Source organism: Tamaricihabitans halophyticus (assembly GCF_004340875.1).
Lineage (GTDB): Bacteria > Actinomycetota > Actinomycetes > Mycobacteriales > Pseudonocardiaceae > Tamaricihabitans > Tamaricihabitans halophyticus.
Window position 1 is genome coordinate 222935 of the sequence record NZ_SLXQ01000009.1, and the last position, 13757, is coordinate 236691.

Genomic DNA, 13757 nt, shown 5'->3' on the forward strand with positions numbered 1-13757 from the left:
CACCAGAGTGGCGATTGCCACGGCACGCCCGCCGGATGGGTGAGCCCTTACCCGGGTCACCGCACCCCGGCACGTCGGCTCGCCCACCCCAGGATCGCGGCGAGCAGCAGTACCCCCGCGCAGGCGAGCGAGAGCCACATCCCCGGCCCCGGCGCCGCGCCGGTCGCCCGCTCACCGGTGAGTGGCAGTTCCAGTAGCCGCAATGCGGGCAGGCTGGCCGCGCCGACAAGCAGCGCGGCACCGCGTGCCGGCCGGCTGCGACTGGCCAGGACGATGGCGAGCAACACCGCGAGCAGTCCGGCGAACAACCCGACCGAGGAGATCCGGAAGTTCCCGAGCAAATCGGCACCGAGGTAGTCGTCGGCCCGCATCGCGGGAACACCGAACGCGCCGAAGGCCAGCAGTCCACCCGCGAAGAGCGCCGCCAGCAGCGCGACGCTCGCGGGCCCCGCCCGGTCGGTGCCATCCTCCTCCCGCTCGACGCTGCCGGCTACCGCACAGGCCACCCCAACGACGGCAGCGAGAAACATCGCCGCACAGGTCCAGAACACCCCGGCACCCGCCCGTGCGGTACCGAGCTCCGTCGCCGCCACGGCGGTGTCCAGCGCGCCGGCGCCGACCAGCGGTATTCCCACCCAAGCCACGGATAGGGCAGGACGCACCGCAACCCCGAACCCGCCGCCCACGGCGACCAGCACGCCGAGTAGCGCGACAACGGCGCCTGCCGGCAGCAGCATGAGTTTGGTGTAGCTGTCCACGGTCTCGGTGGGGGTGACACTCAGCCCGGCAGGACCGAAACCAGGAGACGAGCTCGCCAGCACATGGGCGGTATAACCCGCGACGATCGCGCTCGCACCGGCGAGTACCGCGAGCACGCCGGTGATCCGGTGCAACGTGCTCTCGCCGGGCAACCGGGGGTCCCGATCGACCGGACGCCGCGCGCCAACGTCGCCGGAGACCAGCGGGCGGTCCCTGCCCGCCGCGGACAGCGCCACCAGCACGAACGCAAGCGCGGCCGCGAGCACCAGGAACGGTCCAGGCTTCGGGCCGAGGTCGGCTACGGTCAGCCCGGCGATCAGCGGCGGCAGTTGCAACGTGCCCAGCCCGATCGCCACACCGAGCAGCACACCTCGGGTGGTCCCCCTGGATGCCGCGCTGACCGCGAGCCCAGCGGCGAGCGGAACGCTGAGCGCGAGCAGCACGCCGCCCGCGAGGGTGAAGGCCGCGCTTTCCACCACGGGCAGCGCGAGCAGGTACGGATCCGCCGAGCTGAACGGGGCCATCAGCAGGCCGATGGCCGCGAGCGCCGCGATCAGCAGCACCCACATGAACCCCCGCTGATTGGCGTTCAGCCGAGCGCCCGCCGCTCCCTCCGGCGCAACCACTCCCGAGCCGGACACCGCTGGGGCTTCGCTTCCTGGGGCATCACTCCCTGCGCCATCGACCCCTGGGCCACCGAAGCCATCGATCGAATCGGCACCGCCCTCGGTATCGCCGCGGCGGATCGCGAGCACTCCGGCGACCAGCCACAGCGCGTGCCCGGCAAGCATCGCCCAGAAGCCAGTCGCCGCGGCCGGGGAAGCCAGACTGTCCGGCAGATACAGCTCCGGTCGGGATACCACCGAGGCGTCGTCGAGGAACTGCAGATCCGCCAACACCCTGCCCGGCACCAATGCCGCGGCACCGATGATCACGCCACGGGCCACCACCGGCTTACCACTCGCCGCGAACAGCAGCGCGATGGCCAGCGGCAGCACGGCCAGCGCGATCAACCAACCACCACTGCCAAAGGCCGGTTCGGCGCCGCGCACCACGGGCTGCACCGCCGCCACGATCAACAGCACGGTGGCCACCGCGGCCGCCAGCAGCACACCAGGCAGACCACGCCGCGCTCGGTCGCCGTCCTCGGACGTATCAGCCGTATCAACCACGAGCGATTCGTCGTCGGAGGATTGCGCCGCCGAGGCACGCCCTGGACGCGGTTTGCCGGTCACCGCGTGCTCTCCTCGATCATCGCCGCGACGCTAGCAAGCAGCCGCCCACACTGGGTGACCGACACTTCGGCACGCCGGTTGAAACCTGCGGGGAACCCCGTCAGGTGCCCGGGCGAACTACCTACCGGCCGCGGCCGGCACCGGACTTCACCCGATCGCCGGCTTGTATTGCGCAGATCACATTTCTCTCGCTAGTTGGGCTCTGCGCTCGGTCATCCGTGCAGATCCCAGCCCAATGTCTAGACCCCATTCGGCCGACACTCCGGGGGCGGAGTTGCCAAGGCGCGCTTCGTTTCGTTACTGTTCCGCGGTCCCTATCACGGTCCGGTCACGCTAAAGACGAACGAGCGGCACCCCCGAGCCACTCGCCAGGAATCCCCCGCCTGGGTCTTGGACTGGACTTCCCCGACTGGAAGGGCAGGCCTTGGCACGACACCGCTCCCCCGGCGGCCAAGACTCCTCCCCGGCGCTTGATAAGGCACTTGATGGTGCCGTCGTTCGCGTCAGGGGCGCTCATCGCATCCCGGTACCGTCCTCCGCATTGCGCGGCAAGGTCGTCGTCGCGGCCGTTGCTGCCGGCGCGTTCGCCGCTGCCGCGGCAGGCCAGACGCTCACCTCCGATTCCGATGCCAAGCCTGGTTCGCATGCCGATGTGACGCCGCTGGCCAACAGCAATGACGCGAATGCGGCGATCGGTGTTGGCGGCGATACCGCGGCGCTGGCACAGCCACAGGTACTTTCCGCCGTGGACTCGACTAGCGACGCCTCCGCCGAGGTCAAGAAGCTCACCGAGACCACCCGCGTGACCGCCGAGCGCCAGGCCCGCGAGGCCGAGGCCGCCCGCAAGGCCGCCGAGGAGGCTGCCCGGCCGAAGTTCGTCGCGCCCGCCGTCGGCACCTTCACCTCAGGCTTTGGCGCCAGGTGGGGCACGTCCCATCTGGGTATCGATATCGCGAACTCGATTGGCACGCCGATCGTGTCCGTCACGGACGGCACCGTGATCGAGGCCGGGCCGGCGTCCGGTTTCGGCAACTGGGTGCGTATCCAGATGGATGACGGCACGGTGCTGGTCTACGGGCATATGGCGACCTACAACGTCACCGAAGGTCAGCGCGTCAAGGCCGGCGACCAGATCGCGGAGATCGGCAACGAGGGCCAGTCCACCGGGCCGCACGTACATGTCGAGGTGTGGCTGCCGGGCGGAGAGAAGATCAACCCGCAGCCGTGGCTCGCCGAGCGCGGCGTGACCCTCTGAACCCGTAACCGACGCGCACTCATCCCCTGGGACGCTGGGCGGCATCCCGTTGTTCGTCGGCCCGTAGCCGGCGGGTGAAGTAGGCGTGCGCCACCCACCAGACCGAACACGAGCCAGGCTTGCCCGCGAGCCAGATCCGCGTGGCTCGACCCCGGCCGGCACAGAGTCCGCACCGTCGCCGTCCGACGTAGCCGTGCAGCCGCAGAAGCGCGCGCCACGCGGCGGTAAGCCGCCGTAACTCGAGCCCCCGGGCATCCGGCCCGGCGAAGGCATCCACCCGCGCCAGGTACTCGTAGACCCGGGTGGCCAGAATGCGATACCACAGTTCATTCACCAGTCCCCCTTACCACGGCCAGCTGTTCGCGCCGACCCTATAACCAATATTCGAACTCATGTTCGATACCGTTATAGCGGTAGGGGCTGACAGTTTCGTGGCCGCGCGCGGCCGGACCGTCCCGAGCGAGCTAGAGCTTCACCATCGGAACACTGCCGATCAACATCAGCCGCAGGGTTCCCGAGCTGCCGAAATCGATCGTGGCGGTAGCCCGCGCGCCTGTCCCCTCGGTGGTCACCACCGTGCCGAGGCCGTACTTGTCGTGGTTCACCCGATCGCCTGGCTGCAATGCCATCGCCGGTGTTTCTTGCCAGCCCTTGAACGGCGTGCTGCGCATACCACGCGCGGCCAGGCCAGCCTGCGCCGAATCGCCACCGGTACGCCGCCCCCACGTGCTCGCCACGCTCGGACCGGACGAGCCAGCACCTCGAGGGCTCGGCTCCTCCCTTCGCCACTGCACGACGGCATCCGGAATCTCATCCAGGAAGCGGGAAGCTGGGTTGGCCATCGGCTGTCCCCACGCCGACCGCATCAGCGCGCGGGACAGATAGAGGCGCTGCCGCGCGCGGGTAATCGCCACATAGGCCAGCCGGCGTTCCTCGGCCAGTTCGGCTGGCTCACTGAGCGCACGCATATGCGGGAAGACCCCGTCTTCCCATCCCGTGCCGAATACGACCGGGTACTCCAAGCCTTTCGCGGTATGCACGGTCATCAGCGTGACCATGCCGGTGCCCTCGGCCTGCTCCGCCTCGTCGGCGTCCTCGCCATCATCGGCATCCGGCAGCGAATCGGCGTCGGCGACCAGCGAAACCCGCTCGAGGAAGGCCTCGAGCGAACCGGGCTCCGGTGCCCCTTCGTCCTCCTCGAGGGTCTGCAATGTGGCCGCGTCCTCGGTGAACTCCCGCGCGACCGTCACCAGTTCGGTCAGGTTGTCCAGCCGCGAGGCATCCTGCGGATCATCATGCGCCTTTGCTTCGAGTTCGGCCCGATACCCGGTGCGGTCGAGTACCGCTTCGAGTATTTCGGCGATCTCATCGCCGCGCTCGACCAGCTCGTGCAGCGAATCAAGCAGCTCGACGAAGGCGGCGAGGCATTTCACCGAGCGCGAGTTGAGCAAGTCGACCTCGCCCCGCGCGCCCGCGCGCAGCGCCTCGGCGAAGGTGATCCGCTCGCGCTCCGCGTAGGTCGCCACGCATGCCTCGGCGCGATCCCCGATCCCGCGTTTGGGCACGTTCAGGATCCGCCGCAGGCTGACGGTGTCCTCCGGGTTCGCCAGCACTCTCAGGTAGGCGAGCGCGTCGCGCACCTCGCGGCGCTCGTAGAACCGCATGCCGCCGATCACGCGATAGGGCAGGCCAAGGCGGATGAAGATCTCCTCGAACACCCTGGACTGGTTGTTCGTGCGGTAGAACACCGCGAAGTCCGAATAGCCGTACTGCCCACTGTCACACAGCGCGTCGATCTCGCCGGCGACGAAGGCCGCCTCGTCGTGTTCGTTGTCGGCGACGTACCCGACGATCGGCTCGCCCTCACCCGATTCGGTCCACAGCCGCTTGTCCCTGCGATCCGCGTTCCGCGAGATCACGGCGTTCGCAGCGCTGAGAATGGTCTGCGTCGACCGGTAGTTCTGTTCCAGCAGGATCGTCTTGGCCTGCGGATAGTCCCGCTCGAACTCGACGATGTTGCGGATGGTGGCGCCGCGGAACGCGTAGATGGACTGGTCAGCATCGCCAACCACGCAGAGTTCGGCCGGGCCGGGTCCGGCGTTCGCTTCCGGCGCGGCCTCGGCCGTGGCCGCACCGCCCACCAGCTCACGCACCAGCGTGTACTGCGCGTGGTTGGTGTCCTGGTACTCGTCGACCAGCACGTGCCGGAATCGCCTGCGGTAGTACTCCGCCACGTCTGGATAGGTCTGCAGCATCTCGACGGTGCGCATGATCAGGTCGTCGAAGTCGAGCGCGTTCGCCTGTTCGAGCCTGCGCTGGTAGGCCGTGTACACCTCGGCGACCCTGCGTTCGAGATCGTTTCCCGCCCGCTCGGTCGCCTCGACCGGCGTACTGAGCTCGTTCTTCAGGTTCGACATATGCATGGCCAACGTGCGCGCGGGATAGCGCTTCGGATCCAGGTCCAAGTCGCGGGCGACGATGGTGACCAGGCGCCGGGTGTCATCGGCGTCGTAGATCGAGAAGTTGGAGCCGAGGCCAACCGTCTTCGCCTCGCGGCGCAGCACCCGCACGCACATCGAGTGGAAGGTGGACACCCACATCGCGCGGGCCCGTGCCCCAACCAGCTCGGCCACCCGGTCCTTCATCTCGGCGGCGGCCTTGTTGGTGAAGGTGATCGCCATGATCTGGCCGGGTGCGACCCCGCGCTCGCCGAGCAGGTAGGCGATTCGCCTGGTGAGCACCCTGGTCTTACCCGAACCGGCGCCCGCGACCACCAGCAGCGGACCGCCCGCGTGGGTAACCGCAGCGCGCTGCTCCCTGTTCAGGTCGTCAAGCAGGGCCGCCGAGGCCGGATTACGTGGCGGGCTGGGCTGGCCGGGCAAGCTGGGGTGATTGGGCAAGTCGAAAAGCGCGCTCATCGAGCATTACGCTACCGCTCGCGACCGACGAACCGGCGAGCAGCGCCCGAGTGCCGGTATACCGGCTGAGCCCATCCGTGCCCATCCGAAGGGTGTGGCATACTGGACGCGTGCGAGCGAACCACTACGAGTTTTTTTACGGGAACCGGACTCCGGCTTCCCGTGGTTTTACGCTCGCGTAGCACAATCCAGCCACAGCAAGCCCCGGAGTCTTCCGACCCGGGGCTTTCGTCGGCTCGGGGTCGGGATCAGACCAGACTCCCGACCACATATGGAGGACGTGGATGAGCACCACCGCTTCCCAGAACTCTTCCCAGGACGGCGCGCAAACCGAGCCGCCATCAACCGGGCAGGCCGAACCTACGCAGCCACCAAGCGCCACCGAGATCGTCGAACTCCGCAAAGAGATCGACTGGCTGGACAGCGAGATCCTGCGACTGGTGAAACGGCGCGTCGAGGTGTCCCAACTGATCGGCGCTGCCCGGATGGCCGCGGGGGGCCCGCGAATCGTCTACAACCGCGAGATGGACGTCCTCGCCCGCTACCGCGACCTCGGCCCAGAGGGTCGGCAGCTGGCGATGGCCCTGCTCAACCTCGGCCGCGGTCGACTGGGCCGCTGAGCCGACTGTCCCGGGCCATATGATTCAGGCCAGTCTGATTCAGGCCATCTGATTCAGGGACATCCCTGAGGTTCAGACCGCGGAACAGCGGGCACACTGGACGTATGCTCAACGCCATCGCCTGGATCGTCGCCCTCGTGAGCCTGCTCGCCGCCGCCGGCCATGCGGGGTACCTGGCGTTACTTGGCAACACCGCGAACAAGCGGGCCGGAGGCGCCCCGGTAGCCAGGTATGTGCGTAGCCGCTGGCCGGTAGCCGCCGGTACCGCGGCCGGCGCGCTACTCGCGTTGCTCGTCGCGGCTGGCGATTCGGCGACGGCCGACGTGTTCGCCATCCTGATTGGTGGCGCGAGCGGACTTGGCTCGGCGAAGGCGCTGCAGTCGACACAACAGCGCTACCGCACCGGCGGGTAGCTCTACTCTCGATCGGACCGGCGAAGCCCGATCGGGTGGTTTTTCTGCAACTTGCAGATCGGGCTCCCGATGCACCGCTCGACGGCCTACCCTGGATAGCAATGCACACCCTGCGGGCGTATGCCCATTGCTTGCCTGGTCGAGCCGCGACGCGAAGCCGTGGTTTCGATCCGCTCGGGCGCACCCAGGTGAGTCAACCGGCGAAGGCCTGGCAACGCCCTGGCATCAGGCACTCAACCAGAAGTGCAACCACACCTTCGATCGAGCGATACTGGATAATCCGACACCCCGGCGCTCGTCCATGGCAAACAGCGCCTGTGCAGGTCAGCGCCAATATTTCCGGCCGTTGCCTGTCCGCGAGCAACGCCAGGAGCGGCGTTAGGCTTAGCGCTTGGCCCGAAGGTATACCCATCGACTTTCACCGGGCCGCCGTCGAGCCACCAGCAACCGGCGCCGTGCCCCGAACTGGCCGCGTCGTGCTACTCAGCGCAGATTGCGCACGATAACGGTTTACCTAAAGGATGATTTGCTGAATCATTTCAGTTGGCCGATAGCGAAATAATGGCGCCAAACGGCGTAAGCACGGTGGGCACAGGAGGTCTCACGCAACGTGGACAGCGGTCAGGGCTCCGCTCCGGAGCAGGAACCACGCCGGGCACGGCACCGGCGTGGGGCGACCGCTGGCACCTGGACACCTACCGTCCCCTCGGCCGGCCCCCGGCGCGGGCAGAACCACGCGGCACCTCCCGCAGCGGCAGCTGACGGCACCGCGTTCGGTGATCCACTTTTCGGGGATCCACTTTTCGACGACCCGCTGTACGGCAGCCCAGTCGACAGCCCACTCGACGCTGCCTATCCAGCGGAAGCCAGTCGGCGCCCGGGCCCGGTGACGGGTGGCACTGGCCAGCTTCCCGAGCCGGAGGCGCCGCCATTACGCCGACCGCCACGGCGGCGCGGCGTCACCGCACGGCGGAGGACGGAATCCGCCACGCCGGTCGATACCGACCACGCCGCGCTCGACCCGCCGACCCGCCCCCATCTGGGGCTCGGCCCCCCGGAACCGGCCTGGCCGGGCGCCGCGGACCTGGCCGCCGCCCAGCGGCCAGCTACCGACACATCCGGCCCTCCGGCGCACCAAGCGATTCCCCCGCAGGGATTCCCAGAGACTCAGCCCCCCGACCAGCCGGCTGGCCCCGTCGACCAACCACCCGAACCGGCGGATGCCGCGAACGCGGTGCCCGCGGCGATAGCGGCAGCCAGCTCCGCCGAGGGTGGCCTGGCCAAGTTCGACCTCGGCACGGTTCCCGCATCGGTGACCCCGCCACGTAGCTGGCGAAGGGCCGCATGGTTCGCGGTCGCCTCGTCGACAGGAGTAGCCGCCCTATTGCTCGCTGCTGGCACGCTGGTCAGCCAACCGAGCTCGCGCATTCTGGACGCCGCGCCGAACGGCTACGAGCACAACAACCCGTTCCCGTACCCGGCAGACACCTCGCCGGACGGGCTGACCAGTTCCACGGAGCGCACTGAGCGGGGTGAATCAAGCGCGCCCGAGACACGCGACACGACGCCAACGACCGTCGACGACCGCGCGCGCACCGACTCCTTCGGGTCCAGCCAGCCCACCGGGCAACCAAGCACCGGCTCCCCCGGCTCCGGTTCCGGCTCGGGCGAACCGGGCCCCTCCACCTCCGCGCCGGTCACCGGCGAACCCGAGTCGTCGACCCGCAACCCTGGCCGCCCGCCATCCCCACCACCCAACGTGGAAACCAACACCAGGGGTTTCGCCAAGGCGAACGCCGACAAGATGGCGGACAACACGAGGGACTATTACTACTACGTCACCGAGGACCCGCAGGCGGCCCACGCGCTGACCACGGGCGCGGAGAGTGCCGAGGACATCGAGCGCCGCTACGCCGACGTGTCCTACATCGTGGTACGCGAGATCGTGGTGAACCCGGACGAGCCGACTACCGAGAACACGATCGAGGTCACCAGAACGGATGGTACGAAGACTACCGAGGTACGCACCTTGGAGTACTCCTACGGAAACGACCCCAAGGTCGCCGTCGATCGTTGATCGTTCACACATGTGAGTGACAATCATGACCGTTTATCGCGCCGACACGGTGTTCCGTCGATGGATTCTGGCTCCCAAGGTCAGCACGCGGTAACTGTTACCCAGGTCGATCAACCGAGACCTGCTCGAACCAGTGGGCCAGACGGATGAGGAACCAGCTATGGAGCACCCGGTGCGCCCGGACCGGCTCACGCAGCCGGATCAGGACGTGGACGAGCCACCGATTGGTTCGGCATCGCCGGTTGCCCCTGCCTGGATGAACTGGACCGAGGGGCCCGATCCGCAGGACGGTAACGGTGCACAGGGCAGTACCGGTCAGCAGGACAGCACCGCCCTCGCCGAAGCGGTCGAAGAGCACTACCTGCGTGGGCGCCCGCACACGCCGAGCGGACCGGGTCATCGTCGCGGTCAGCGCGCAGCCGAGGACGACTCCACCGAAGGCGGCCGGAAGATCTCGTTCGTCGCCAAGATCGTGGGGCTCAGCACGGCGTCGATCCTGCTCTGCGCCGCCATCGCGGCCGCGGCGGTGGCGAGTCACCAGCGCAGCGAACCGGCCTCGTCGACGCAAACCGCGGCCGGCGAGATCACCGGGGTCCGCGCGCTTGATCCGCGTGGCGCGGCCGGCTACGGCCCACCGCCGAGCGCGACGGTCGGCCCGGTGGAACGCACCGGCGGAACGGACACGGAAAGTCCGGACGGCAGCCAATCGCGCGAAAATCAGGCGAACGGCACCGGCGGCGAGGTCTCGATCGCCTCAGCACGCAGCGCGGAAGAGATGTTCTCGTTCGTGGCGACCTTCTATCAGTTGCTGGACACCGCGCCGCGAGATGCGCTCGAACTGATCGATCCGGCGCTACTCGGCGATCGTGGCGACCGGCTGGTGCGATCTTGGCAAACCATGCGGGATATTCGGATCACCGGCATTGAGCTGCGTGATTCCAGCACCGTCGTGGTCGCGGTGAGCATGCGCAACGTCGCCGGTGACCAGATTCGGCTCCGCCAATCGCTCCGGTTGAGCGGACCCCACTATCCCCGGATCGAGGGAGCGCGGGTACTGTCCGTACAGCGGAGCTAAATCACGCGCGGGAAACGGCTTGAGGCTGCCCCGGAGAAACACGCGGCTCCGGAAACGCGACATGCGGAGTAGAGCGAGCGAATTCGCCTTGGTGGGGATGGGTCACGTGGATAGGTTCACGCAGATACCCATTGATTCCAGCACCACCGGTCAGCGGACCGACAAGGAGGAGCTGTGAGCGACGAGGGCCGCCTGGTCGCAGGACGATACCGCCTGACCCAGCGCATCGGCGCCGGGGCGATGGGCGCTGTCTGGACGGCGCAGGATGAGCTACTCGGCCGTACCGTCGCGGTAAAGCAGCTACTGCTGCAGCCCGGCCTTTCCGAGGCGGAGTCCGAGGATGCCCGGCAGCGCTGCATGCGCGAAGGGCGCATCGCCGCACGGCTGCACCATCCGAACGCGATCACCGTCTTCGACGTCGTCACCGATGACTATGGGCAACCCTGCCTGATCATGGAGTACCTGCCGTCGACAAGCCTGGCGCAGGTACTCGCGGAGCCCCGCACGCTCAACCCGACCGACGCCGCGAGCATCGGCGCTCAGGTCGCCGCCGCGCTCATCGACGCACACGCCGTCGGCATCGTGCACCGGGACATCAAGCCGGGAAACGTGCTGCTCGGCGACAACGGCACGGTGAAGATCACCGACTTCGGGATCTCCCGTGCCACCGACGACGTCACCGTGACCAAAACCGGCATGATCGCCGGCACGCCCGCATACCTGGCTCCCGAGGTCGCGATCGGGCAGAACCCGGGGCCACCTTCCGATGTGTTCTCGCTTGGCTCGACGATCTACGCGGCTGTCGAGGGCGAACCGCCGTTCGGGCTTTCCGAGAACACGCTGAGCCTGCTGCACACCGTCGCGGCCGGGCAGATCAAGCCGCCACGGCGGTCCGGTCCACTGGCCAGCGTGCTCGCGCTACTGCTCGCGCCGCGAGTGGAGGATCGGCCAGACGCCCAGGAAGCGGCTGAACTACTGGCCGCGGTCGCCAGGGGGGAAACCCCCATCGGCCTGCCGATGCAGGGCGGCCAGACCCAGGCGATGGACGAACCCAGCGGTACCAGGGTGGCGCCCGTGCCATTCGGGATACCCGGAGGCGGCCAGCAGAACTCTGGCTACCAGAACACCGCGCAGGGTACGAGTTACTACGACGAGTACCCGGACGACGAGTACGACCAGTACGGCGATCAGACCAGGGCCTACCCGGCCTACGACGACGAGGACCCCTACGACGCCGAGCCAACCAGGGCGATGGCCCCGAGTGGCGCGTCGACCAGGACCGCGGTCGCGCCGGATGCCGCGGATCCGGACGAGGGCAAAGGCAAGTCCCGGTGGCGCAAGCCGCTGCTGGTCGGCGGGCTCGCGTTGGTTGCGCTTGCCGCGGGCGGCGCGTTCATCTTCGCCAACACCGGTGGTGACGAGACGCCCGGACAGCAGCAGCCCGCACCGGTGAACGACTCACGGCAGACCACCTCGGTCGCTCCGACGACCACGACACCAACCACGGTCGAAGAGGAAGCCCCACCGGTCACCACGGAGGAGCAAGCGCCGCCGACGCAGGAGCAGCAGCCGCCGCCAGAGGAAACTCAGGAGCCGCCGCCCCAGCAAACGCAGCCAACCGAACAGGAGCCGCCGCCGTCCACGCCGCCGGAGGATGAGGTTCCGACGAGTGACGAGCCGCCGCCACCGGATGTCACCACCCAAATGCGCTGAGCGGTCACTGTGGTCGCGGCAGGGCACATCGTTGGAGACCGGTACCGGCTGGACCGGCGGCTCGGCGGTGGCGCCATGGGTGTCGTCTGGCAGGGGCATGATCTGCGCCTACAGCGGACCGTCGCGGTAAAGCAGCTACTGCTCAACCAGGCGAGCAGCCCTCGGCAGGCGTACGAGGCGCGGGAACGCGCGCTCCGCGAGGGCAGGTTGGCTGCGCGGTTGAGCCATCCGCAGGCCGTCGCGGTTTACGATACGGTGCTCGACGGCGACGCGCCCTGGTTGATCATGGAGTATCTACCTTCGGTCAGCCTGGCAACCGTGATCCTCACCCATGGCCCGCTGCCTTCGGCGGAGGCGGCCCGGATGGCCGCGCTGGTGTCGGATGCCCTGGTGGCCGCGCATACCGCGGGTATCGTGCACCGGGACGTCAAACCCGGCAATGTGCTCCGCACCGAGGACGGCAACGTCAAGATCACCGATTTCGGGATAGCCAGGGCGCTGGACGACGTGGTCGTCACCGCTACCGGTCAGCTCGCAGGGACCCCCGCCTACCTCGCGCCTGAGCTGATCAAGCGCCAGCCGGTGAGCCCGGCGGCCGATGTGTACTCGCTGGGATGCACGCTGTTTGCCGCCATCGAGGGGCATTCGCCATTCGCGCATGCCAAGACGGAAATGGAGGTCGTGCAGGCGGTGGCCGACGGCAGGGCATTGCCGTCCACGCGGGCCGGCGAGCTCACCTCGCTGCTTACCGCGATGCTGCGCAACGATCCCGCTGAGCGGCCGACGATGCCCGAGGTACGCGCGGCGCTTGGCGCGAAGCCAGCGGAATACAGCATCGCGCCGCCGCCCCGGGCAGCCGCACCTCCGCCGGAACCGCGGGCTGCCCCCGCCCCTAGCGCTGGCGGCTCGGCTGTGCCGGTACTGCCAGTCGAGCAACCACGGGCCCGGCCGGCGGGCGTTGCTGTGGTTGAAGCGCCGACCGAGCGGGCGCGCGGCGCAGGCGCCGTTGTGCTGGCCGTGCTCTGCGCGGCACTCTGCGGCATCGTGGTCGTGGAGCTCTTCTTCGTCTGAGCTACGCGCTGTGCCTCAGTCCACCGGTGCGGCCGCGTCCAGTTCGGCGATCAGCCGTTTCGGCGCCACCACGCGATAGGCCTCGGTCACCAGCTCGCCGACCTGCTCCCAGTCCACCTCGACGTCCAGGTACACGCCAAGCCAACCGCGGTGCCCGACGTATGGCGGCCGGAAGTAGCGCCCAGGATCGGTACCGATCAGGGCCGCTGCTTCGCCCGGCGGCGCGGCGCACCAGAACCCCAGTCGATCATCATGGTGATGGTCGGCCAGCATCACGAAGGTCTTCTTACCGCGCACGAACCACGTTGGCTCGCCGTGACTGAGCCGCTCCGTCACCTCGGGCAACGCCATGCACGAAGCCCGCAGCCGGTCCACCGAATCACCCGTCATCCACCCACGGTAACGCCAACCCAGCCCACCCCACCCCACTCAAAATCAACGTTTAGCCCGCTAAACCAAATTACTTGCACACGCTAATCAAACACGTTTAGCCCGCTGAACTCAGCTGAAGATCAACGTTTAGCCCGCTGAACCGAATTTACTTAGCATGCACAAATACTGCGGTGAGCCCACTGATCGTGCTATCGCGGGCGCTAAATGATCAACGGTCAGCCCGCTAAA

Annotated in this window: 11 protein-coding genes; 7 read left to right on the forward strand and 4 right to left on the reverse strand. The window is 68.1% G+C overall.

Annotated elements, in window-relative coordinates:
- Positions 1–56: 56 nt before the first annotated feature.
- Positions 57–1994, reverse strand: a complete 1938-nt coding sequence (locus EV191_RS20190) for a hypothetical protein (RefSeq protein WP_132878676.1) — start codon at positions 1992–1994, stop codon at positions 57–59.
- A 541-nt stretch (positions 1995–2535) separates the two neighbouring features.
- Between EV191_RS20190 and EV191_RS20195 the strand changes: the two genes are divergently transcribed.
- Entirely contained in the window at positions 2536–3249 is a 714-nt protein-coding gene (locus EV191_RS20195) for a M23 family metallopeptidase (RefSeq protein ID WP_243659078.1), read from the forward strand.
- Positions 3250–3268: 19 nt separating this feature from the next.
- Here EV191_RS20195 and EV191_RS20200 read toward each other — a convergent pair whose 3' ends face one another.
- Positions 3269–3583: a hypothetical protein gene (locus tag EV191_RS20200; protein WP_132878678.1), complete on the reverse strand. Its 315-nt coding sequence runs from the start codon at positions 3581–3583 to the stop codon at positions 3269–3271.
- Between the two features lie 130 nt (positions 3584–3713).
- On the reverse strand, positions 3714–6167 hold the full coding sequence (gene pcrA, locus EV191_RS20205; protein ID WP_132878679.1) for a DNA helicase PcrA: 2454 nt from the start codon (positions 6165–6167) through the stop codon (positions 3714–3716).
- Between the two features lie 284 nt (positions 6168–6451).
- Here pcrA and EV191_RS20210 point away from each other — a divergent pair, with 284 nt between their 5' ends.
- The 6 genes from EV191_RS20210 to EV191_RS20235 all read left to right on the forward strand — a co-directional run bounded on the left by EV191_RS20210 (position 6452) and on the right by EV191_RS20235 (position 13136).
- Positions 6452–6787 carry a chorismate mutase gene (locus EV191_RS20210; protein ID WP_132878680.1) on the forward strand — a complete coding sequence of 112 codons (336 nt, stop codon included), beginning with the start codon at positions 6452–6454 and terminating at the stop codon, positions 6785–6787.
- Positions 6788–6891: 104 nt separating this feature from the next.
- Entirely contained in the window at positions 6892–7200 is a 309-nt protein-coding gene (locus tag EV191_RS20215; protein ID WP_132878681.1) for a hypothetical protein, read from the forward strand.
- Positions 7201–7810: 610 nt separating this feature from the next.
- Positions 7811–9277 carry a hypothetical protein gene (locus EV191_RS20220; protein ID WP_132878682.1) on the forward strand — a complete coding sequence of 489 codons (1467 nt, stop codon included), beginning with the start codon at positions 7811–7813 and terminating at the stop codon, positions 9275–9277.
- A gap of 160 nt (positions 9278–9437) precedes the next feature.
- On the forward strand, positions 9438–10352 hold the full coding sequence (locus EV191_RS20225; protein WP_132878683.1) for a hypothetical protein: 915 nt from the start codon (positions 9438–9440) through the stop codon (positions 10350–10352).
- Positions 10353–10526: 174 nt separating this feature from the next.
- On the forward strand, positions 10527–12065 hold the full coding sequence (locus EV191_RS20230; protein WP_132878684.1) for a serine/threonine-protein kinase: 1539 nt from the start codon (positions 10527–10529) through the stop codon (positions 12063–12065).
- Between the two features lie 9 nt (positions 12066–12074).
- On the forward strand, positions 12075–13136 hold the full coding sequence (locus EV191_RS20235) for a serine/threonine-protein kinase (protein ID WP_132878685.1): 1062 nt from the start codon (positions 12075–12077) through the stop codon (positions 13134–13136).
- Between the two features lie 15 nt (positions 13137–13151).
- On the opposite strand, the gene EV191_RS20240 is transcribed toward EV191_RS20235, so the two are convergent.
- Complete coding sequence (locus EV191_RS20240; RefSeq protein ID WP_132878686.1) at positions 13152–13526, reverse strand: MmcQ/YjbR family DNA-binding protein; 375 nt, start codon at positions 13524–13526, stop codon at positions 13152–13154.
- Positions 13527–13757 lie beyond the last annotated feature (231 nt).

Bases quoted from the DNA above. Each gene is read 5' to 3' on its own strand.
- EV191_RS20240 (WP_132878686.1), bottom strand. From the start codon at position 13,526: ATGACGGGTGATTCGGTGGACCGGCTGCGGGCTTCGTGCATGGCGTTG.
- EV191_RS20225 (WP_132878683.1), top strand. From the start codon at position 9,438: ATGGAGCACCCGGTGCGCCCGGACCGGCTCACGCAGCCGGATCAGGAC.
- pcrA (WP_132878679.1), bottom strand. From the start codon at position 6,167: ATGAGCGCGCTTTTCGACTTGCCCAATCACCCCAGCTTGCCCGGCCAG.
- EV191_RS20210 (WP_132878680.1), top strand. From the start codon at position 6,452: ATGAGCACCACCGCTTCCCAGAACTCTTCCCAGGACGGCGCGCAAACC.
- EV191_RS20215 (WP_132878681.1), top strand. From the start codon at position 6,892: ATGCTCAACGCCATCGCCTGGATCGTCGCCCTCGTGAGCCTGCTCGCC.